The organism is Peptostreptococcus sp. MV1 (assembly GCF_000758885.1).
In the GTDB taxonomy this organism is placed as follows: Bacteria; Bacillota; Clostridia; order Peptostreptococcales; family Peptostreptococcaceae; genus Peptostreptococcus.
The window spans coordinates 1-19,615 of the sequence record NZ_JRNB01000047.1; the positions used below are offsets into that span (position 1 = coordinate 1).

Consider the following 19,615-nt stretch of genomic DNA (forward strand, 5'->3'; position numbering starts at 1 on the left):
CTTACGACTTTGAAAGCATTTTTGTTACCATCAACGCTATATATTATAGAACCATTTATTATTAACCTATAATATATTGTTGAGACAACTAGTATAAAAGCATGGATTGAAATTAGCCCATGCTTTTTATGTCATTTATGTGGTTTTTTTTGACAAGTTTAAAAAAAATACGAGTAATATGATATGATATCATATATAATTTACCAAAATATGGAGGATATTAAGTGAAGAAAAGGATTTTTAACATGATAACATATTTATCACTATTTTTTGTGATTTTGGGTGCAAACTCAACCTGTTCTTTTTTTATTTTTCAAGATAAGGAAAGTCCAGAAATAAAAAAATTTAGAAGATTTTAGCGTGAAAGATATGGTTGAATTAATTTTAGAAAAATTAATTTTATATTCTTGTATAGAAAATAGCGAAATAGAAATATATAGGTATGGACTAAGAAAATTAATCAACTCTATATTAAATTTTTTAATAATAATTATTATCGGAATAATTTATGATGAATTTTTTATTGCCATACTGTATGCATTTTCGTATATACTGTTAAGAAGATATTCAGGAGGATACCATTCGAAAAGTTTAATAAATTGTTATATTTTTTCAACACTAAAAATAATTTTTGTTTTAAATGTAATATATTATATAAATGTTTATAAAATAAACACTTTTTCTATAACTCTTATTTCATCTATAGTTATACTATTTTTATCACCAGTTGAGTGTAAAAATAAAAGGTTAGATCAAGATGAAAAAAAGTATATAAAAATAAATCTATGAGAGTTACTTTATTTATATACCTAATATATCTATTGGTATATTTTACTAACAATTATATATCAACAACTTTTTCCGTGTCTATATTTGTGGTAGCTTTTTTAACTATTTTGGGTAAAATAGACTCTAATCTAATAACGAAACGCTATTAATAGTTGAAATTATATTTTATATTTTTAGGAGGATTTTATGAAAGTTAAAAATGTTTATTGTTAGAAATAATATAAGTAAAAAACTTCAAAAAATATTTATTGCAAATCTGGAAACCTATTTGTTTTAATGAGGAGGAAACGTATGAAAAAGAATTGGAAACAAACTACACTTAAGGCGTCATCAGTATTACTTGCAACGACACTATTAATTGGATTTTGTCGAACTTAGATGGGACATACATGTAGCAGGATATGTTTATCGATATTACGGATGGTTTTACCAGACCTAGAGACTATGAGGTGTTAGTATGAATCAGTTCATTCAAATAATGGAGTTAATATTTAATAATACAAAATATTTATTAGTGATTTCTATAGTGATATTAATATTGGGGTCAACAGCATTAAGAGATAATAAGATATTTAAAAAGATTTCAAAAGTTTTTATAATAGTATGTATAATTATCCTAGTGTTGTATGTACTGTATTTATTGATAAAATAATCGTTAAATAAATATACAATAAAAAAATATAATAGGTTTCTATATGATAAAGTTTGGCTTGGTGGTTTTACCAAGCCAAATTTGCAGTATGGCGGGCATGCCGTCAGTCTGTGGTGAAAGTCCACGTAGGGCAAGGTAATTAAAATAGTATCCTACGGATATAAGAGCTTTAGGGATTTTAAGGCAAGAATAATGCTAATGGAAAAGTATAAGATACAAAAGGGCAGCAACTATAGTTATAAGTTTACTACATAATTTAATAAATTTTATTAATTTAAAGTATCAGCAACATTATTTGATATAGAACTTAAATTAGTATATGTTTTTTATGTCATTTTTAGGGGATTTTTTGAAAATTTTGACAAAAAATACAACAATATGTTAAAATGTTATATATAACAAATAGTAATAAGAAAATTATGGAGGATATTAAAACAAAAATGTGGCCCTAATGTTAGAAGATGCGCATATGGCACTGATAAGTATTAGAAGAGTTAATATAATAGGTGGTTTTTATCACATATTATGTTTTATGAACAGTTAGTTACTAGGAGATGATTTTATGAATATGTATATTTTGGGGTTGAAGTATATAAAAAGTCACGTAAAAAGAGTTATATATTTGAGTATAATCATAGTATTTTCACTGGTAAGTTTAGTTTCAATGTCTATTGCCACTAAAAGCCAAATGATAAATGCAAAAAAATTTATCGATGAAAATTCAGCACTCTATGGAGCTGTAGCAAATAATATAGATAAAACAACACTAGAGAATATAGAAAATAGTAAACGTGTAGATAAGGTATATCAAACAAAAAATATAGGAGAATTCATTGAGAACAATGGCAAGATATTACATTTAGAAGAGTATAACAAAAAGGTGAATGAAATTAGTAAACTTAAGCTGGTTTTGGGGAGATTACCATTTAATGACGAGGAAGCCATATTGTTAGACGGGACTGGAAATCATAAAATCGGAGACTATATCGATGGAGTTGTAAAAGTAAACTATGAAGAAAATGGAATCAACAAAATTAGGTGTATTTCAAAAAAGATCAAAATAACTGGCATAGTATATAATAAGATTAAGTCAACTGAGATGAGAGGGATGGATCAATTATATATTAAAATGGGAGATGGTTTTAAAAATATAATTCCAGACAAATTTAACGCATATATTAGTTTTAAGACTGGATTTAAGGATCCAGAGGGTGAATCTTATGGATTAAATACAGAATTAGACTTACCTCAAAATCTAGTCATATATAATAAAATATTAACAAATACGGAAAATACATATAAGCAATTTTTTATTGCTTCACCAGACACAAAAAATTTAATTTTAGCAGGTATACTATTTCCCTTAGTTTTCTTGTTTATTGCATCTAGAGATGTATTTGCAGATGCTGCCCTTCTTAGGGTTGTAGGGTCAAGTAAGAAAAAAGTATTTTTTATCTTTGGTTTAGAAAAAGTACTAATTATATTAATTAGTAATATTATTAGCTTTATTTTATCATATTATGCATCGTTAATTTATATGAAAAAAGTAAATTTCACCTTGTTTTCAGACGATCTATTTAGACTTATGGATAAAAGTATACATATGGATTATAGAACCTACATAATTTCCTTTATTATTTCGATTATACCTTTTGCAATTGTTTTCTTATATGAATTTTATGTGATAAATAATTTAAGTGTAGTCGATTTAACTAACTATAACCATAGAAGAAAAAAAATCAATAGAATCTTACTAAGACCAACTACAAAAATACATAAGAAACTATTATTAATAAATATACAAAAAAATGCTATATATTTGATGGTACCGGTTATTATGTTGAGCTTATCACTGTCTAGATATGTAATTAATATTAATAAAGATTATTTCGATAAGAATGTTGATTCTTCAGTAAATTTTCTTATGGGAAGAGAATATAACATTACAAACCTAAGTAATGTTTATAGACCAAAATCTAACTTGAATGATAGAAATATAGGTAGGATTAGAGATGATAATAGAATTAAAAATATCGTTACTAAATCTAGTAAAGGGGCCTATTTTATCAGTGATGGAAAGATGTTCAATGAATACTTTTTAAACGATAGAGATTTAAATGGTAGAGAAATAGAAACAGTTATCACAGGAGTAGATGATAACTTCCTAATAAAAAATGGATTTATAACAAATAATAAATTTAAATCGACTTTAGAATACCCGGTAGCCTATCTTAGATCGAAGGTCTATAATAAATTAGAAACGAAGATGATACCAACTATGAAAAATATAAAAGTTGGGGATGTAATAAAGATCAAAGTTGCCCAATACTCCAATGGAAGAGAAGCCTACAAAACGAAAAAAATTATTGTTGGTGGATTTATTGATGATTTAAAATGGTCAAGAAAAGTAGTTTCACAGTTGCTACTTCCTGAAATAATCACTGATACAGATAATTTTAAGAAATTAGTAGGATATGGAGGTGCTGATGAAATAAATTTCAATTATAATGGCAATAGTAAAAATCTAAGAGCACATATGGATAAAGTGTTAGGAAAGAATAACTACAAAATTATATCCGAAACCGAATTTAAGCATATTGATCAATATGAGCATAGATTATTAATGAAAAATATTATTGTAAATAGTATTTATATTTCAGTGCTGTCAATAATAACAATATATACAAGCTTAAATATGATTTTTGAACAAAGAAAAAGAGAAAATACTATAATGAGGCATATTGGTCTATCGAAAAAGAATATGATACTTATGTATATCAAGGAGAGTGTATTCTGGGCGATATTTTCAGGGGTAATAATGTTTGGAATAGTATCGTATAAATCAATTCATGACTACTTAGTTAATATAAAATATCTTGGTGACGGATATAAAATGATATTTAGTTTTGAGACGGTATCATTAGCAACATTATATGTAAGTGTATTGTTTGTTTTGGTTTTTATTGTGGTTTTAAAAAAGAGGATTGAAGAGTAGAATATTATACATTAAAATAAATAATATGTAGTTAAATAAATTATTAATATATGATTTAGGAGAGGTGTAATGTTATTAGTTGCTATTATAGATACTGGTGTTGATTTTTTTGATGAAGAAGTTTTCGAACATAATTGTAATAAAATGAAATTGATTTTTGGAATTGAATAATACTTGTGTTGTTGAATTATGAAAGTGTTGAAATTTTTAGTATTTAAACGAGGGATAAACTATGAAAAAATTATTAGCAAATAACATAAAAAAATATTATGGAAAAGACGATTGTATAGTAAAGGCGGTTGACGATATTTCTTTAGAAATTGAATGTGGAAAGTTTACTTCAATTGTAGGTACATCGGGTAGTGGAAAATCAACATTGCTTCACTGTATGGCTGGCCTTGATAAACCAACATTTGGAAATGTGTATCTAGGAGAGAATGATATTTATGCACTGAGTGATGATGAGTTATCTAAAATAAGGAGACAAGAATTCGGGTTTATATTCCAAAGTTTTAATCTCATACCTGTACTTAATGTTTATGACAATATTGTTTTACCAATACACTTAGATAATAAAAAAGAAGACGAGGCTTATATTAATAATTTAATAGTACAGATGGGGCTAGAAGATCAAATAAAAAAGTATCCAAATGAATTGTCAGGTGGTCAGCAACAGAGAGTAGCAATTGCAAGAGCGTTATCAAACAAACCATCAGTAATATTTGCTGATGAACCAACAGGAAATCTTGATAGCAAAACGACTGATGAAGTTATGGAGATACTTACAAGAGCAGTGAGTGAGTTTAATCAAACGCTTGTTATGATAACACATGATAATGAAATTGCAAAAAGAGCGAATAGGATAATTACGATAAGAGATGGGAAGATACTAAATGATACAAAAAAGTAATGTTAAACGATTTTTAGGGTTCGTTTATACAAATAGGGTCTATGTAAAAAAGTCTGTAAAATTGTAGGTCCTTCTATGGTAAAATTGGTACTATAGTGAAGATGTGATTCATCCCAGTTTAGTATAATATTTCTTTGAGTGGTGGAAGATAATTGTTCTATAGGGTATAATATACTTATTGAAAGTTGAGGCTTGAAAGGAGAATTTTAGATATGAATATTGATGATATTTTTGCTTTGTTTGCTGAGAATAAGGCTAAGGGTTTGGAGGCTAATGCCCAGGAGAATGTTGATTTGGCTGGTCGTTTGCATGAGACTCTTTGTGATTATGGTTTTGACTACCCTATGGCTATATTTTCGACTATTGGCCAGAGTTATGTACAGAATATTGAGATGAAAAATAAGATTGATAAATTTGGAGAGGGAACAGCCCAGTACGTGTGTGATGCCATTCAGGAGTATGTGGGTTGGCTGTAGATAATATATTCGTGACTACAGAGTTTAGGTTGTTGATAGTAGACAACAAAGCCCCAGGATATGACCATCCTAGGGCTTTTTAAATTTTTGTGGGATTATTTGTTATCTCATAGGTATGAGAAAAAGTCTGTTTGTTTACCTTACTATGAAGAGACTATAGTGGATTTTTTGAAGGTTTGCCAGCTCTTCTTGGATATTTTGCTGGTGTTTTTTCCTCCTTCTTAAATACCAATATATTGTGTTTTAGCTCTTGGTCAGGCAGGATGACGTTTATTTTTTCGACTAGTCTTACTCCGAGTAATTTCATTGCATTTTTTGCTTGTCCTAATTCAATATCTACACTTGGTCCCTTTAGGCATATAAAGAATCCACCGATTTTTACATATGGCACGCATAGTTCTAATAAGACTGGTAGACTGGCCACGGCTCTGGCAGTTGCTATGTCGTATTTTTCCCTGTGTTCTGGTTTTTGGGCTATATCTTCTGCCCTTCCATGGACATACTCTATTTCATTTAATCCTAGCTCTTGACCTACAGTTTTTAGGAAGTTGATCCTCTTGTTTAGTGAATCTAGTAGGGTTAGTTTAATTTTAGGATTGCATATTTTTAAGGGGAGACCTGGAAACCCAGCCCCTGTACCAACGTCTATGACAGACAGGTCATCAGCTATGTAGCCATTTTTGAATATGGCAACTGAGTCCAAGAAGTGTTTTATATAGACTTCTCTTTGTTCTGTGATACCTGTCAGGTTCATATGTTGATTGTACTCTACTAGAATTTGTCTGTATTTTTCAAACCTATCTAGCATGGTTTCGTCTACATTGATTGAAAAATCAACTAGTCTATTTTTTAGTAGTTCTATATTTTCAATGTTTTGATTCATTTTTTTCCTCACTAAATTATTTATCTTAATGAAATTTCTATAACCTTTTTATTGAAATTGTGAATTACCCATAGTCTAAAGCCTATGGGCTTCCTGCTTCGCTGATCTCGCAACCTACTATCTCCACAGGCGTTAATTCGGACAGTCCCTGCCCTATTTTTTTCTTCTTAATTGTTCTAGGTATATCAATAGCACTGATATATCTGCTGGTGAGACACCTGATATTCTTGATGCCTGTCCTATGGATGTAGGTTTGATGGCATTTAGTTTTTGTCTTGCTTCTATCCTTAGTCCTTCGATTTCATTGTAGTCCAGCTCTGGTCTTAACTTTTTCTTTTCGAGTTTTCTGAACTGGTCTATCTGCTTCATCTGCTTGCTGATGTAGCCTTCGTATTTTATCATTATTACGGCCTGTTCTTTTACTTCATCTGACAGGTCTTTGTCTGAAGACTTTCCTACCTCTTCTAGTAGGGAGTAGGTAATTTCTGGCCTCTTCAAAAATTCATATAGGGACAAGCCATTGTTTAGAGGGGCAATGCCTCTTTCTTCTAGTATATGGTTGATTTCGTTTGGCCTGATCCTATCATTTTTTAGTCTGGCTATTTCTGTTTCTACATCATCCTTTTTCTTTAGGAACCTGTCGTACCTTTCTTGACTGACTAGGCCTATGTCATAGCCCTTTTGAGTAAGTCTCATATCGGCGTTGTCCTGTCTTAGGTAGAGTCTGTATTCAGCCCTTGATGTCATCATCCTGTAGGGTTCATTGGTTCCCTTTGTTACCAGGTCATCAATCAGAACGCCTATGTATCCGTCTGACCTATCTAGTATAAGGGGTTCTTGTTCTCTTATCTTCAATACTGCATTGATACCAGCTATTAGACCCTGGGCAGCAGCTTCTTCGTAACCTGATGTTCCGTTGAACTGGCCTGCTGAGAATAGATTTTCCAAGCCCTTTATCTCCAAGTTTTGTCTTAGCTGGGTAGGGTTGATACAGTCGTACTCTATGGCATAGGCTGGTCTCATTAGTCTGGCATTTTCTAGACCCTTTATAGAGCGGTACATCCTGACCTGCATATCCAGTGGAAAGCTAGTCGATACACCCTGTATATACATTTCCTTTGTGTCCAGTCCTTCTGGCTCTATAAATAGCTGGTGGGTTTCCTTGTCGTTGAACTTGACTATCTTGTCTTCTATAGATGGACAGTACCTAGGTCCCGTACCCTCGATGTTACCACTATACATGGCAGACCTAGTGATATTATCTTCTATCAATTTTTTTGTGGCTGGTGTAGTCCTAGTTAGGTAGCATACTATCTGGTTCTTTTCTATATTTTCATTCATAAAAGAAAATGGCACTACCTTGTCATCTCCAGGCTGTGGTTCCATAACAGAGAAGTCTATACTATCCCTGTGGACCCTAGCTGGTGTGCCAGTCTTGAACCTTCTCATATCTAGTCCAAGCTCTCTCAGGCTATCAGTTAGTTTCTTTGCATAGCCTAGACCGTTTGGACCTTCCTTGAATGTGTCATGGCCTATAAATATTGTCGATTGTAGGTAGACTCCCGTTGCTAATATTGTAGCCTTGGCCCTATATTCACAACCCAACCTAGTTGCCACACCTGTGACAGTCTTACCTTCGTGGAGAATTTCTTCTACCTCATCCATGACTAGGTCTAGATTTTCCTGATTTTCTATGGTTTCTTTCATGACCCTATGGTAGAGGTTTTTGTCTGTCTGGGCTCTTAGGGAGTGGACTGCCGGTCCCTTGGCTGTATTTAATATTCTTGATTGTATGTATGTTGCATCTATATTTAATCCCATTTGTCCACCCAGAGCATCTACTTCTTTGACCAACTGACCCTTACCAGTTCCACCGATTGATGGGTTACAGGCTAGGGCAGCTACTGCATCTAGTGACAGGGTTATCATTAGGGTTTTCATACCCATTCTCGCACTGGCCAGGGCTGCTTCACATCCAGCATGGCCTGCACCTACGACTATGACGTCATAGTTTCCTGCTTCAAATCTTTCCATTTATTATTTATTCCTTTCAAATTTTCTTAAATTACTTACCTATGCAGAAATTGCTAAATATAGTATCTAGCAAGTCTTCTTCTATAGTATCTCCATTGATACATCCAAGATAGTCCCAAGCATCCTTGAGATCTACCTCTATAAAGTCGTATGGTAGCCTATCATTTAGAGAGCAAATGGCGTCATTGATAGACTGCATTGCCTTGTAGATAGCATCCCTATGCCTAGAGTTTGTAATCATTAGGTCAGATGAATCACTGATATGACCTTCGAATACAAGGTCCTCTATCCTGTCGTGGATTAGGTCTATACCCTGGCCCTTTAGGGCAGATATATTGATGACATTTTTAGAGTCGATGTAGTTTTTTAGGCTGTCTAGGTCCATCTTACAGTCTAGGTCCATCTTGTTTATAATTACAAGGGACTTGGACCTGTCTATGTTTTCTAGAATCTGCCTATCCTCACTGTCTAGGGGTCTAGATGAATCCAAAACCACTAGGGCCAGGTCTGCTAGCTTCATATGTTCCTTTGATTTTTCGACACCTATCTTTTCAACTAGGTCATCTGTAGCCCTGATACCTGCTGTGTCTACTATCTTTAGGGGGATGCCTTTTATATTGACAAATTCCTCTATGACATCACGGGTAGTACCAGGTATATCCGTTACTATGGCCCTATCTTCTCCAAGTATTAGGTTCATTAGGGAAGACTTGCCGACATTTGGCTTTCCTAGAATAGCTGTCTTTAGGCCCTCTCTCAGTATTTTTCCTGTGTCTGCTGTCTGGTAGAGTTTTTTCACCTCATTGTCTACCTCTATAGTCTGGTCAACTAGCTCCTTATAGGTGATGAATTCGATATCTTCCTCTGGGTAATCTATAGCCACCTCTAGTTGGGCCAAAATACTTGTTATCTTGTCTCTTAGAGACCTGATTTTTTTGGATAGGGCTCCTTCTAGCTGGGATTGGGCCACATTATGTGACTGATCAGTCTTGGCATTTATTATATCTATGACTGCCTCTGCCTGAGATAGGTCTATCCTGCCATTTAAAAAGGCCCTCTTTGTAAACTCACCAGCCTGGGCTGGTCTGGCACCAGACCTTAGGACTAGCTCTAGTATTTTTCTCACGGATATAAAGCCTCCGTGGCAGTTGATCTCTATTACATCCTCAGCTGTATATGAATTAGGTCCCTTCATATAGGCCAGGAGTACTTCATCTATAATTGTATCGCCGTCTATTATATTTCCATAGATTAGGGTCCTGACCGGGTAGTCTAGGACAGACTGCCTATGAAAGGGCGAGAATATCTTGTTTGCAATTTTCAACGAATCAGATCCACTGATTCTGATAATACCAATACCACCTTGACCAGGGGCAGTGGCTATGGCTGCAATTGTATCGTCAATAAACATGCTAACCTCCTCTGTTTAGTATTTTTGCATAATATATTATTATATCATATAATAAGTAGAGATGATTGGTTTTGAAATAAAAAAATATATGAAGAGAGAATCTTTTAATTAGAGACTCTTAGCATAGAAATATAGTCACGGAGAATAGCTCATTTAAATATTTATGAGGACAACAATGTAGAATAAGTTTGGGTATTGCAATTTAAGCATATAAAATAAGTGTAATTTTGTTTGTAGGATTTTTAAATTTATGGTATAATATCAAAGTGTGATAAATTGCGCCCATAGCTCAACTGGATAGAGTACTTGACTACGAATCAAGGGGTTGTGGGTTCGAGTCCCGCTGGGCGCATTCAAGCATGGTAGATTGGTTTCTACCATGTTTTTTTTGTGTAGACTGTATAAGGATTTAGGTAAAGTATGCTCAAAAATAACTTGGAGGTATGGTAGTAGGAGATGAAAGATAATATTTTGTACTCAGCAATATTATAATTTTAATAGCAACCAGAAAAATAATGAAAATTGTAGTTCTACAATCAGTATAAAAGACTATTTTTAAATAGAAAAATAAAATGAGAATAAAAGTCTATAATTCAAGCATATCAATGATATAAAATGTTTTAGAGTTTTTATAACTGATAAATTTAAAAAAATGATAAAAAACTTGAATACAAGAGTCTAATAATCATTTTTTTAGAAGATAATACTATTGAGTTCGGGATAATCATATCTTTATTAGAAACAAAAAATATGGTATAATAAGAGAAGAAAAAATAGTTAGAAGTTATTAGATAGCATTCAAGTTAAATTTCATACCTATATTTTAGAAGAAGCCACGGTTGATCGCCGTGGCTTTTTCTATATACTTATCTATATACTATTGAGATAGAGATGTATACTTACTTGTGATATAATCAGTATTGAAAGATATTTTATGGCAAGTATATGAAGCTATCTTATATAAAATCAGAATTAAACTAATTATAGGGGGGAGCAAATGAATCTAAAAAACGACAAATCTTTTATATTTATATCTCTTGGAATAGTCTTAATATTTATCCTGTCAACAGTCTACTTCTTTCAGACGGAGATCAGTTCGCAAAAGATGCAGGTTGCCAAGAAACCAGCTATCAAGAGGCTTAGTTTTGCGGGTGTTGGGGATAACCTTATTCACGACTCTATTTATAATGCGGCTGATAGGCGCAAGGGGACTTTTGGTGATGGTCAGTACGATTTTGACCACCTATATGAAAATATCAAGGCTGACCTGGGCCACTATGACCTCAAGTACATCAACCAGGAGTCTATTATAGCGGGTGACCAATTTGGTATTGGTACCTACCCTCAGTTTAATACCCCCCAAGCCATGATACCAGCTCTGACTGGGGCTGGTTTTAACGTGATAAATATGGCCAACAACCATTCCCTAGACAAGGGCTCAAGGGCTATTCCTGAGTCGATCAAGCTCTGGAACCAGACTGATACCTACCATACAGGTGTGTTTGCTTCACAAGAGGATAGGGCCAGGCCTGTGATTATAGATAAGAAGGGGATCAAGATAGGATTTTTGTGCTATACATATGGTACTAATGGGATTGCACCTGATACAGACTACAGGGTTTCCTACCTAAATGAGGATAGGATTAGGAAGGATATAGCCAATTTAAGGGGCAAGGTCGATTTTATCTTGGTGTCTTGCCACTGGGGTGAAGAGGGTGTGCAGGCTCTAGACGACACTCAGAAGAAGTATTCCAAGTTATTTAATGACCTGGGCGTAGATGTGGTTGTCGGCACCCATGCCCACAAGATTCAGACTGTTAAATGGCTAGAGAACAAGGACAAGAAAAGGACCCTAGTATACTATGGCACTGGGAATTTTGTCCACAATATGCTGACTCCTATTACTTATTTAGAGGGGATGGCTAGCTTTGATTTTGTCAAGGATGGCAACAAGACCTATATAGACAAGGCCAAGTTTGTGCCACTAGTATTTCACCTAGAGAGGAACCAGTACGGGCTTGACGGCTCTGTGTATAGGCTGGACAAGTATCCTATGGACCTGGCTAATAGGCATATAGAAATGTATGGAAATGGTGCCTACCATGTAGAGAATTATAGGAATATAGTCAAGTCCTTGATACCAGATGAGTTTTTGGAAAATAAATAAGCTTATAAGTGACTAAATATAAATGGGTGTTATTAAATATAGAAATGTGTTACTAGATATAAGAAATGAAGTTTAAAATCCTTAATGCGAGGAAAAAGGATGTTAAACTTCATTTTTATTTATACCAAGGCCTACATGGAATATATATCCGACCTATGACCTATATTTAGGGCGTGAATTATTAGTCGCTCATCTTCTATAATGCAGATTAACCTGTAACCTCCAATTCTATATCTCCAGAGCCCTTTTTTGTCACCGACAAGATTTTTACCGAGGCTTCTGGGGTCTTCTATGTTATTTAGATTTTTTTCTATCCATGCGATAATCAAAGTTCGAATTGGTTTATCCAACTTTTTCAGGTCTTTCTGTGCTCTTTTGGAGAATTCTACCTTGTACACTAAATCATCTCCAATTCCTTCTTAAATTCTTCAAGAGATTTTGTTTCTGGATCCTTCAAAAATTCTTCATAAGCTTCGTTTGCAACCTGGATATCATATTCATCTTCTATTTTTTCTGTGACGGCCCTTCTAACCAACTCAGATACACTGATATTATTGAGCTTGGCGTAACTTTTGAATAATTCTGTATCATCCTTATTTAATCTGACTGAAATTGACATGATTATACCTCCTCGTGCAATATATTTTTTAAAAAAGATTTTTTAAGATATTTTTACTAAATTTAGTATTACTTTGTAATACAATTATAGCATGGCTCCCCTATTTTATCAAGGTGCTTTGGTGGGTATAAGACTATATAAAATAAGAATTGCTTGTAGATATAGGAGTCTCTATATGATATTATATTTTATGTAGAGGGTATAAAAGCTTATGTGGTTGTATATGAAGTGTCGACAATTTATCGACAAATAAAACCAGGGCCAGTATTGTAGGAACTAGTTGGAAATAATATTTTGAATTACAAGCAAAAATATAAATAGGAGGTTTTAATATGACTTTAGACAATAGAATTGACAAGTTTGCCGAGTTGGCAATCAAGACAGGTATAAATGTTCAGCCGGGCGAGAGTCTCTTGATTAGGGCTGATGTGGAGTCTAGGGACTTTGCTAGAAGGTGTGTGAGGGAGGCCTATAGGGCTGGTGCCAAGCAGGTGTATGTGGAGTATTCTGATGAGGTAATCACTAGGGTCAAGTACTTAAATGCACCAGGAGAGGCCTTTGATGAGTATCCTGAATGGCAGTCATACAAGTACACTCAGATTGCCAAGGAGGGTGGTTCCTTCCTGTCTATTATAGCCAATGACCCAGACCTTATGAAGGGGGTTGATCCTGATAGGATAGGACGTTTCCAGAAGGAGGCCGGCAAGTATTTGAAGGAGTGGAGATCATATACACTTAATGATAGGGTCAAGTGGTCTATAGTGGCTGTACCATCTCTAGCCTGGGCCAAGAGGGTTCATCCTGACCTTGCTGATAGTGAGGCTATGGAAGAGCTATGGAAGAATATCCTAGACTGCTCTAGGGTAACTGAGGACCCTGTGGCAGCTTGGCATGACCACAATAAGAACCTAAAGGAAAAGACAGCCTTTATGAACAAGATGAATTTCAAGGAGTTGAGATACAAGTCATCAAAGACTGACCTAGTGATAGGTCTGCCAGATAATCATATATGGCTAGGTGGGGCTGCCAAGGATCCAAAGGGCAACCTATTTAATCCAAATATACCAACAGAGGAGATATATGGTATGCCACACAAGTACAAGGTGGACGGTGTGGTCCATTCTACCAAGCCACTAGTATACGCTGGTAGCTTGATTGAGGACTTCTGGATTAAGTATGAGGCTGGTAAAGTTGTGGATTTTGATGCCAAGACTGGCAGGGACAACCTAAAGAACTTGATAGAGACTGATGAAGGGTCATTTAGGTTAGGTGAAGTTGCCCTAGTGCCATATGATTCACCGATTTCCAACAAGGATATAGTCTTCTATACTACCCTATTTGATGAGAATGCTTCATGCCACCTGGCTATTGGGGCTGCCTACAGCTCTTGTGTCAAGGATGGGGCAAATATAGCTGAAGAGGACAAGGACGGTCTAGGAATCAATGTCAGCATGACCCATGTGGACTTTATGATAGGTGACAAGGACTTGGATATAGTAGGTATCCAGCAGGATGGTCAGGAATTCCAGATATTTAAGGATGGTAACTGGGCATTTTAATTAGTCTAAAACTGGAGTATAGAGAATAAGTTATAAATAATATTGTGGGAGGTGGACTTGGACAGTTTACTTCCCATCAAGATTTAAGAGAGGTAATATAATGACAACAGATGTATTTAAACAACTGCAAAAGTCTGTTTTAGTTGGTCTTCTTTTTGGAGTGGCCCTAAATGTAGGCAGGTTTAGCAAGGAAGGTCTGACTATGGGCAACCTAAACTACTTCCTATACGTATTTGTCCTAATGGGAGGAACCTTCTTCATGACAGGCTGGATGCTCAATAGGAGAAGAAGCGACACTACCAACATGAGGATATTTGCAATAAAGATGAATCAAAAGGGAATTCTGAAATATGATGCCCAGGCTCAAATGAAGGACGGCAAGATAAAGAAGGGTTGGCTATACCTTACAGACAAGATGATAATATTTGCCAACACTCCAGACCCAGACCTAATAGAGAAGAAGGCTGTTAGACTATCCATAGCCAAGGCTGAGTCAATAGAGAGGTTCAAGCCTACTCCTTTTACCAATGACGGTATTAGGGTCACTATGAAAAAGGGCAATACTTATGAGTTTTACGTAGGCAAGACTGGTAAGTGGATGGATATGATAAATGAAATAAAATTTGGAGACAAATAACAAAAAAGCGACTAATTGGGGATTAGTCGCTTTTTTGACATAATATAAAATTATGTCGGTAGGAATTTGGGGAATCATAATTCCATATATTTAAATATTGAAATTATAAACTATCAATAGCGGCCTTCATGGCAACTCTTTCATTGAACCTAGCAGAGCAGTATTCAATGTCTGTATCGTTGACATGCTCACCTAGCATCTTGTACTTGATCAGGTTCTTCTCATCAAGCATATGCTTCTTAAATACTTCCTCGCCCATGTTCTTAGGCTTCATCTGTGCTATTCTCTCTAGCAATCTCATATCTACCTTACCATTGCATATGAAGTAGCCCATGATATTACAAGACTTGTCAACTAGGCCTACAGTGTTCTTGATACATGCCTGGCCGTGGTCTGAGTCTGGGAAGTAGCCCATAGTACCCATTAGGAATACCTCCTTGTTTCTTGTCTCGGAGATTAATTCCTTCATAGCCTTGAATGGGAATGACCTGTCAACCCAAAATCCAAATCCAACTACATCGTAGTCTGATAGGTCTGGATTGTCCTTTATATTGAATAAGGCCTTTTCATGTTCAGGAGCTATTCTATCAAATACCCCCTTGGCCAATCTTTCTGTATTTCCTGTTAGTGATCCATATACTATAGCAATTTTCATAATATCCTCCTCTTGTCCTTTGACCGTCTATACTATATATTTTACCACATTGAATTTTATAATCAATTAACTATATTTATTAATTTATTAACTATATTTAGGTTTTTTTGCTTTTAGACCCTGTTTTTTGCCTTCTGTATGATATATAATAATAAATGAAAGTATAAGGGGCATGAATTTTGTCTGCATTTATAAATAGAGGATTATATCAGATATGATTATATAGGTCGACCTCATCTAGTCTATTAGTTGGGGAAGACTTGTATAAAGAGGGGGGATTTTATTATGCATAGTATAATGCAGTTGGACAGCTTCGATATGGAAATAGACTATAGGGCCCTGTGCGAGAATCTGGCAAGGGGTAATATGGAAAATGCCATGGGAGAGTTCAAAAAAATGTCTAGAGACTGGATAGATAGTGAAAATATTGTAGCATACAGGGTATTTTTAAATAGCCTGATATATGCTATCTACTATTACACGCTTTTTACACATAATATTTCCTTGCAACGTTGTTGCTATCATTGTACAATATTGATGCATAAAAAGATAACGAGCAAGAATTTTGTGTCAACTGCAAGTATGATAGTTGGCCAGTATTATGATGAAATGTTGGAACACAATATACTAGGGGTCAATCCGTCCTTGAAGAGCGTATTCAAGTACATAGATGACAATATACAAAGACCTATCAGCCTAGAAGAGGCTTCGGAGTGTGCTCATATCAACAAGAGCTACCTATCGCAGTTATTCAAGCAAAAGACAGGCTATACCTTTAGTGCCTATGTGAATTTTAGGAAGCTAAACCGTGCCAGAAACCTGCTTTTGCAGACGGACAAGAATATAGCAGAGATTAGCCAAGAGTGCGGTTATAGGAATGTCAGCTATTTTTCTACAGTATTTACAAAGACGGTAGGTATATCTCCGGGTAACTTTAGGAAGACGGGATCAGCCTTCAAGTCTAGCATGGCATCAAACAGTGTAGAAGGTGATTGATATGGAAAAGATAAGAAAAGACCAAGTAAGGGCAGACGCAATAATATTAGCTGCTGGAGCTGGCAGGAGGATGATGTCTGACAAGAACAAGATTCTCTTGGACCTAGCAGGCAAGCCAATAATAGCCCATACCATAGCTAGGTTTTACGACCATTCAATGATTAGGAAGATAGTCCTAGCCATCAGGGCAGAGGATGAGGAAGAGATAGATTCAATTATAGAACAATATATGTTCAAGAACATAGTCAAGGTAATCGGTGGTTCTGAGAGGCAAGACTCTATTTACAACTGTATAGGAGCCATTTCAGACGACACCAATATAGTCCTGATACATGACGGGGCCAGGCCCTTTGTCGATGAGGATATAATCACTAGGTCAATCTTGGAGAGCCTAGACTGCGGTGCTATATGTGTAGGAGTTCCTAGCAAGGACACAGTCAAGATAGTTGACTCAGACAATAGAGTAGTCCAGACACCTGACAGGAGTCTAGTATGGTGTGCTCAGACGCCACAGACATTTAGGTTTGACCTGATAAGGGAGGCACATACAAGGGCTAGGCAGGAAGGTTTTTTGGGGACTGATGATGCCAGCCTAGTAGAGAGGTACGGGCACAAGGTCAAGATGATAATGGGCTCATATATGAACAACAAGATTACAACGCCAGAAGATATAAGGCAGGCTAGGTATATATTTGATTAAGAAACAGGCTATATATATTTTATAAAAATCCTCGGTAAATCAATTGCCGGGGATTTAGTAGTAATAAGGAGGAAGATAATGAGAGTAGGGATAGGGTACGATGTACACAAGTTGGTAGAGGGTAGGGACCTCATAATAGGTGGTGTCAAGATAGAACATGACAAGGGGCTGCTTGGCCATTCAGATGCCGATGTCTTGACTCATGCCCTGATAGACGCAATATTTGGGGCCCTAGCAGAGGGAGACCTAGGCAGGCACTTCCCTGATACAGACTCAAAGTACAAGGGGGCAGACAGTCTAAGACTCTTGGAATATGCCAAGGAATTAATGGACCAGAAGGGATACAGGCTAGGCAATGCTGATTGTACGATTATAGCCCAGGCTCCCAAGATGGCTCCTCACCTGTCTAGTATGGTAGATAATTTTGCTAGGCTACTGGATACTGACAGGACTAGTATCAACGTCAAGGCAACTACAGAAGAAGGACTAGGCTTCACCGGTGCCAGACAAGGAATATCATCACAGGCTATAGTCTTGTTGGTGGAAAAATAGAAAGAGGGGTGTATAGGGATGAATGTTTTAGAAAATAAAAAATCGAAAAAGTATTATAATATAGCTGTTGTTGGAACTGGTTATGTAGGTTTGTCTATATCTATACTTTTGGCCCAGTTTAATAGCGTTGTAGCCGTTGATGTTATAGAGGAAAAGGTGAATATGATAAATAACAAAAAATCCCCTATACACGATGATTATATAGAAAATTATTTATCTAATAAGGATTTAAATTTAGTTGCTACTTTGGATGCGAATTATGCTTATAAGGATGCAGATTATGTTGTTATAGCAGCACCTACAAATTATGATGCACAAAAAAATTATTTTGATACATCATCTGTGGAGTCTGTTGTTGAAAATGTGTTAGAAGTTAATAAAAATGCTATTATAGTTATTAAGTCTACTATACCAGTTGGATATACTGAATCTATAAGGAAAAAATATAATACTAGAAATATTATATTCAGTCCAGAATTTTTGAGGGAGTCCAAGGCATTGTATGACAATTTGTATCCGTCTAGGATAATAGTGTCTGCAGATAAGGATGATAAATATCTTGTTGAAGCGAGTAATATATTTGCCAACTTGTTGGCAGAGGGTGCTATTAAGGAAGATATAGAGATTTTATCGATGGGATTTACAGAGGCAGAGGCAGTCAAGCTATTTGCAAATACATATCTAGCACTTAGGGTTAGCTATTTTAATGAGTTGGATACATATGCCGAAATGAAAGGCTTAAATACAGAGAGTATAATAAAGGGTGTTTGCTTAGATCCAAGGATAGGCAACCATTATAACAATCCATCTTTTGGATATGGAGGCTATTGTTTACCCAAGGATACCAAGCAACTATTAGCAAACTACGATAGCGTACCTCAGAATATGATGTCCGCTATTGTAGAAAGTAATAAAACTAGAAAGGATTTTATCGCTGATAGGGTTTTGAACTTAGCTGATTATTATGATTACAACAGTCATGGTGAATATTCTCTTGAAAATGAGAAGGAATGTATAGTAGGTGTCTATAGGTTGACTATGAAGTCTAATTCTGACAACTTTAGACATTCATCTATACAAGGTGTAATGAAGAGATTAAAGGCTAAGGGAGCTACTATAGTTATATATGAGCCCAGCCTAGAAGATGGAACCACATTTTTTGGAAGTAAGATAGTAAATGATATAAATAGGTTTAAGTCGATTAGCCATAGTATAATAGCAAATAGATATGATTCTTGCCTTGATGATGTAATTGATAAGGTATATACGAGAGATCTTTTTAAGAGAGATTAGTAAAAAAAATTAAATAAAAGACAGGGAATTGATGTGTGAGAATTGAAAAAAAGGAAAATAATAGTGATTGATGGATGTGAAGATCCACTTAATTCTATTTTCCAAAAATTATTCTACAACTAGTTGACACAAGGCCTGTGAGGTGATAAAATTATAAGGTATGTAATCTACAGATTGCATACCTTTTTAGTGAAGACTAAAAGCATCAAAACAATTAATCAATATGCTAAGCATATTGGTCAGGTTGGCGATCAATTAACAAGATCGAAAATTTTAACAAAAGGAGG

General features: G+C 35.1%; 18 protein-coding genes and 1 tRNA gene. 13 read left to right on the forward strand and 6 right to left on the reverse strand.

The genetic code is table 11. From position 1 onward, the window contains the following. Positions 1 to 224 precede the first annotated feature (224 nt). The 5 genes from HMPREF1639_RS09685 to HMPREF1639_RS03370 all read left to right on the forward strand — a co-directional run bounded on the left by HMPREF1639_RS09685 (position 225) and on the right by HMPREF1639_RS03370 (position 5,822). Positions 225 to 359, forward strand: coding sequence for a cyclic lactone autoinducer peptide (locus HMPREF1639_RS09685; RefSeq protein ID WP_084572458.1), 135 nt, complete (start codon positions 225 to 227; stop codon positions 357 to 359). Positions 360 to 369: 10 nt separating this feature from the next. Further along, on the forward strand, positions 370 to 789 hold the full coding sequence (locus HMPREF1639_RS03355; protein ID WP_242847271.1) for an accessory gene regulator B family protein: 420 nt from the start codon (positions 370 to 372) through the stop codon (positions 787 to 789). A gap of 1,214 nt (positions 790 to 2,003) precedes the next feature. After that, positions 2,004 to 4,436: an FtsX-like permease family protein gene (locus HMPREF1639_RS03360; protein WP_036763223.1), complete on the forward strand. Its 2,433-nt coding sequence runs from the start codon at positions 2,004 to 2,006 to the stop codon at positions 4,434 to 4,436. Between the two features lie 232 nt (positions 4,437 to 4,668). Beyond that, complete coding sequence (locus HMPREF1639_RS03365; RefSeq protein ID WP_036763225.1) at positions 4,669 to 5,346, forward strand: ABC transporter ATP-binding protein; 678 nt, start codon at positions 4,669 to 4,671, stop codon at positions 5,344 to 5,346. A gap of 212 nt (positions 5,347 to 5,558) precedes the next feature. Beyond that, positions 5,559 to 5,822 carry a TipAS antibiotic-recognition domain-containing protein gene (locus tag HMPREF1639_RS03370; protein WP_052045400.1) on the forward strand — a complete coding sequence of 88 codons (264 nt, stop codon included), beginning with the start codon at positions 5,559 to 5,561 and terminating at the stop codon, positions 5,820 to 5,822. A 154-nt stretch (positions 5,823 to 5,976) separates the two neighbouring features. Here HMPREF1639_RS03370 and rsmG read toward each other — a convergent pair whose 3' ends face one another. From rsmG to mnmE, 3 genes are all read right to left on the reverse strand, one after another. Beyond that, positions 5,977 to 6,705 (reverse strand): 16S rRNA (guanine(527)-N(7))-methyltransferase RsmG, encoded by a 729-nt coding sequence (gene rsmG, locus HMPREF1639_RS03375; RefSeq protein WP_036763227.1) that lies wholly within the window; start codon positions 6,703 to 6,705, stop codon positions 5,977 to 5,979. Positions 6,706 to 6,858: 153 nt separating this feature from the next. Continuing rightward, positions 6,859 to 8,739, reverse strand: coding sequence for a tRNA uridine-5-carboxymethylaminomethyl(34) synthesis enzyme MnmG (mnmG, locus tag HMPREF1639_RS03380; RefSeq protein ID WP_036763228.1), 1,881 nt, complete (start codon positions 8,737 to 8,739; stop codon positions 6,859 to 6,861). 31 nt (positions 8,740 to 8,770) lie between these two features. Next, entirely contained in the window at positions 8,771 to 10,150 is a 1,380-nt protein-coding gene (gene mnmE, locus HMPREF1639_RS03385) for a tRNA uridine-5-carboxymethylaminomethyl(34) synthesis GTPase MnmE (RefSeq protein WP_036763233.1), read from the reverse strand. 278 nt (positions 10,151 to 10,428) lie between these two features. On the opposite strand from mnmE, the gene HMPREF1639_RS03390 reads away from it, so the two are divergent. Together HMPREF1639_RS03390 and HMPREF1639_RS03395 are read left to right on the forward strand one after the other, a co-directional pair. Beyond that, a tRNA-Arg gene (locus HMPREF1639_RS03390) sits at positions 10,429 to 10,502 on the forward strand. A gap of 645 nt (positions 10,503 to 11,147) precedes the next feature. Beyond that, positions 11,148 to 12,317 carry a CapA family protein gene (locus HMPREF1639_RS03395; protein WP_036763237.1) on the forward strand — a complete coding sequence of 390 codons (1,170 nt, stop codon included), beginning with the start codon at positions 11,148 to 11,150 and terminating at the stop codon, positions 12,315 to 12,317. Between the two features lie 131 nt (positions 12,318 to 12,448). Here the strand turns inward: HMPREF1639_RS03395 and HMPREF1639_RS03400 are convergent, their stop codons facing one another. Both HMPREF1639_RS03400 and relB read right to left on the reverse strand, forming a co-directional pair. After that, positions 12,449 to 12,715: a type II toxin-antitoxin system RelE family toxin gene (locus tag HMPREF1639_RS03400; protein ID WP_036763240.1), complete on the reverse strand. Its 267-nt coding sequence runs from the start codon at positions 12,713 to 12,715 to the stop codon at positions 12,449 to 12,451. Then, positions 12,715 to 12,936 (reverse strand): type II toxin-antitoxin system RelB family antitoxin, encoded by a 222-nt coding sequence (relB, locus tag HMPREF1639_RS03405; protein ID WP_036763242.1) that lies wholly within the window; start codon positions 12,934 to 12,936, stop codon positions 12,715 to 12,717. The genes HMPREF1639_RS03400 and relB overlap by 1 nt, the downstream gene beginning before the upstream one ends. Positions 12,937 to 13,268: 332 nt before the next feature. Here relB and HMPREF1639_RS03410 point away from each other — a divergent pair, with 332 nt between their 5' ends. Together HMPREF1639_RS03410 and HMPREF1639_RS03415 are read left to right on the forward strand one after the other, a co-directional pair. Then, positions 13,269 to 14,495, forward strand: a complete 1,227-nt coding sequence (locus HMPREF1639_RS03410) for an aminopeptidase (protein WP_036763244.1) — start codon at positions 13,269 to 13,271, stop codon at positions 14,493 to 14,495. A gap of 100 nt (positions 14,496 to 14,595) precedes the next feature. Then, a complete protein-coding gene (locus HMPREF1639_RS03415) occupies positions 14,596 to 15,132 on the forward strand; it encodes a hypothetical protein (RefSeq protein WP_036763247.1) in 537 nt (178 codons plus the stop codon). 103 nt (positions 15,133 to 15,235) lie between these two features. Here HMPREF1639_RS03415 and HMPREF1639_RS03420 read toward each other — a convergent pair whose 3' ends face one another. Then, positions 15,236 to 15,787: a flavodoxin family protein gene (locus HMPREF1639_RS03420; protein ID WP_036763250.1), complete on the reverse strand. Its 552-nt coding sequence runs from the start codon at positions 15,785 to 15,787 to the stop codon at positions 15,236 to 15,238. 285 nt (positions 15,788 to 16,072) lie between these two features. Between HMPREF1639_RS03420 and HMPREF1639_RS03425 the strand changes: the two genes are divergently transcribed. The 4 genes from HMPREF1639_RS03425 to HMPREF1639_RS03440 all read left to right on the forward strand — a co-directional run bounded on the left by HMPREF1639_RS03425 (position 16,073) and on the right by HMPREF1639_RS03440 (position 19,328). Further along, entirely contained in the window at positions 16,073 to 16,783 is a 711-nt protein-coding gene (locus HMPREF1639_RS03425; protein ID WP_052045401.1) for a helix-turn-helix transcriptional regulator, read from the forward strand. Position 16,784: 1 nt separating this feature from the next. Next, positions 16,785 to 17,483, forward strand: a complete 699-nt coding sequence (gene ispD / locus HMPREF1639_RS03430; RefSeq protein ID WP_052045402.1) for a 2-C-methyl-D-erythritol 4-phosphate cytidylyltransferase — start codon at positions 16,785 to 16,787, stop codon at positions 17,481 to 17,483. Between the two features lie 78 nt (positions 17,484 to 17,561). Beyond that, the gene (gene ispF / locus HMPREF1639_RS03435; protein WP_036763252.1) at positions 17,562 to 18,035 is read left to right on the forward strand and encodes a 2-C-methyl-D-erythritol 2,4-cyclodiphosphate synthase; all 474 of its coding nucleotides are present in this window, start codon (positions 17,562 to 17,564) and stop codon (positions 18,033 to 18,035) included. Positions 18,036 to 18,053: 18 nt separating this feature from the next. Then, positions 18,054 to 19,328 (forward strand): nucleotide sugar dehydrogenase, encoded by a 1,275-nt coding sequence (locus HMPREF1639_RS03440; RefSeq protein WP_036763255.1) that lies wholly within the window; start codon positions 18,054 to 18,056, stop codon positions 19,326 to 19,328. Positions 19,329 to 19,615: the final 287 nt, after the last annotated feature.

Bases quoted from the DNA above. Each gene is read 5' to 3' on its own strand.
- HMPREF1639_RS03355 (WP_242847271.1), top strand. From the start codon at position 370: ATGGTTGAATTAATTTTAGAAAAATTAATTTTATATTCTTGTATAGAA.
- HMPREF1639_RS03360 (WP_036763223.1), top strand. From the start codon at position 2,004: ATGAATATGTATATTTTGGGGTTGAAGTATATAAAAAGTCACGTAAAA.
- HMPREF1639_RS03365 (WP_036763225.1), top strand. From the start codon at position 4,669: ATGAAAAAATTATTAGCAAATAACATAAAAAAATATTATGGAAAAGAC.
- HMPREF1639_RS03370 (WP_052045400.1), top strand. From the start codon at position 5,559: ATGAATATTGATGATATTTTTGCTTTGTTTGCTGAGAATAAGGCTAAG.
- rsmG (WP_036763227.1), bottom strand. From the start codon at position 6,705: ATGAATCAAAACATTGAAAATATAGAACTACTAAAAAATAGACTAGTT.
- mnmG (WP_036763228.1), bottom strand. From the start codon at position 8,739: ATGGAAAGATTTGAAGCAGGAAACTATGACGTCATAGTCGTAGGTGCA.
- mnmE (WP_036763233.1), bottom strand. From the start codon at position 10,150: ATGTTTATTGACGATACAATTGCAGCCATAGCCACTGCCCCTGGTCAA.
- HMPREF1639_RS03395 (WP_036763237.1), top strand. From the start codon at position 11,148: ATGAATCTAAAAAACGACAAATCTTTTATATTTATATCTCTTGGAATA.
- relB (WP_036763242.1), bottom strand. From the start codon at position 12,936: ATGTCAATTTCAGTCAGATTAAATAAGGATGATACAGAATTATTCAAA.
- HMPREF1639_RS03410 (WP_036763244.1), top strand. From the start codon at position 13,269: ATGACTTTAGACAATAGAATTGACAAGTTTGCCGAGTTGGCAATCAAG.
- HMPREF1639_RS03415 (WP_036763247.1), top strand. From the start codon at position 14,596: ATGACAACAGATGTATTTAAACAACTGCAAAAGTCTGTTTTAGTTGGT.
- HMPREF1639_RS03420 (WP_036763250.1), bottom strand. From the start codon at position 15,787: ATGAAAATTGCTATAGTATATGGATCACTAACAGGAAATACAGAAAGA.
- HMPREF1639_RS03425 (WP_052045401.1), top strand. From the start codon at position 16,073: ATGCATAGTATAATGCAGTTGGACAGCTTCGATATGGAAATAGACTAT.
- ispD (WP_052045402.1), top strand. From the start codon at position 16,785: ATGGAAAAGATAAGAAAAGACCAAGTAAGGGCAGACGCAATAATATTA.
- ispF (WP_036763252.1), top strand. From the start codon at position 17,562: ATGAGAGTAGGGATAGGGTACGATGTACACAAGTTGGTAGAGGGTAGG.
- HMPREF1639_RS03440 (WP_036763255.1), top strand. From the start codon at position 18,054: ATGAATGTTTTAGAAAATAAAAAATCGAAAAAGTATTATAATATAGCT.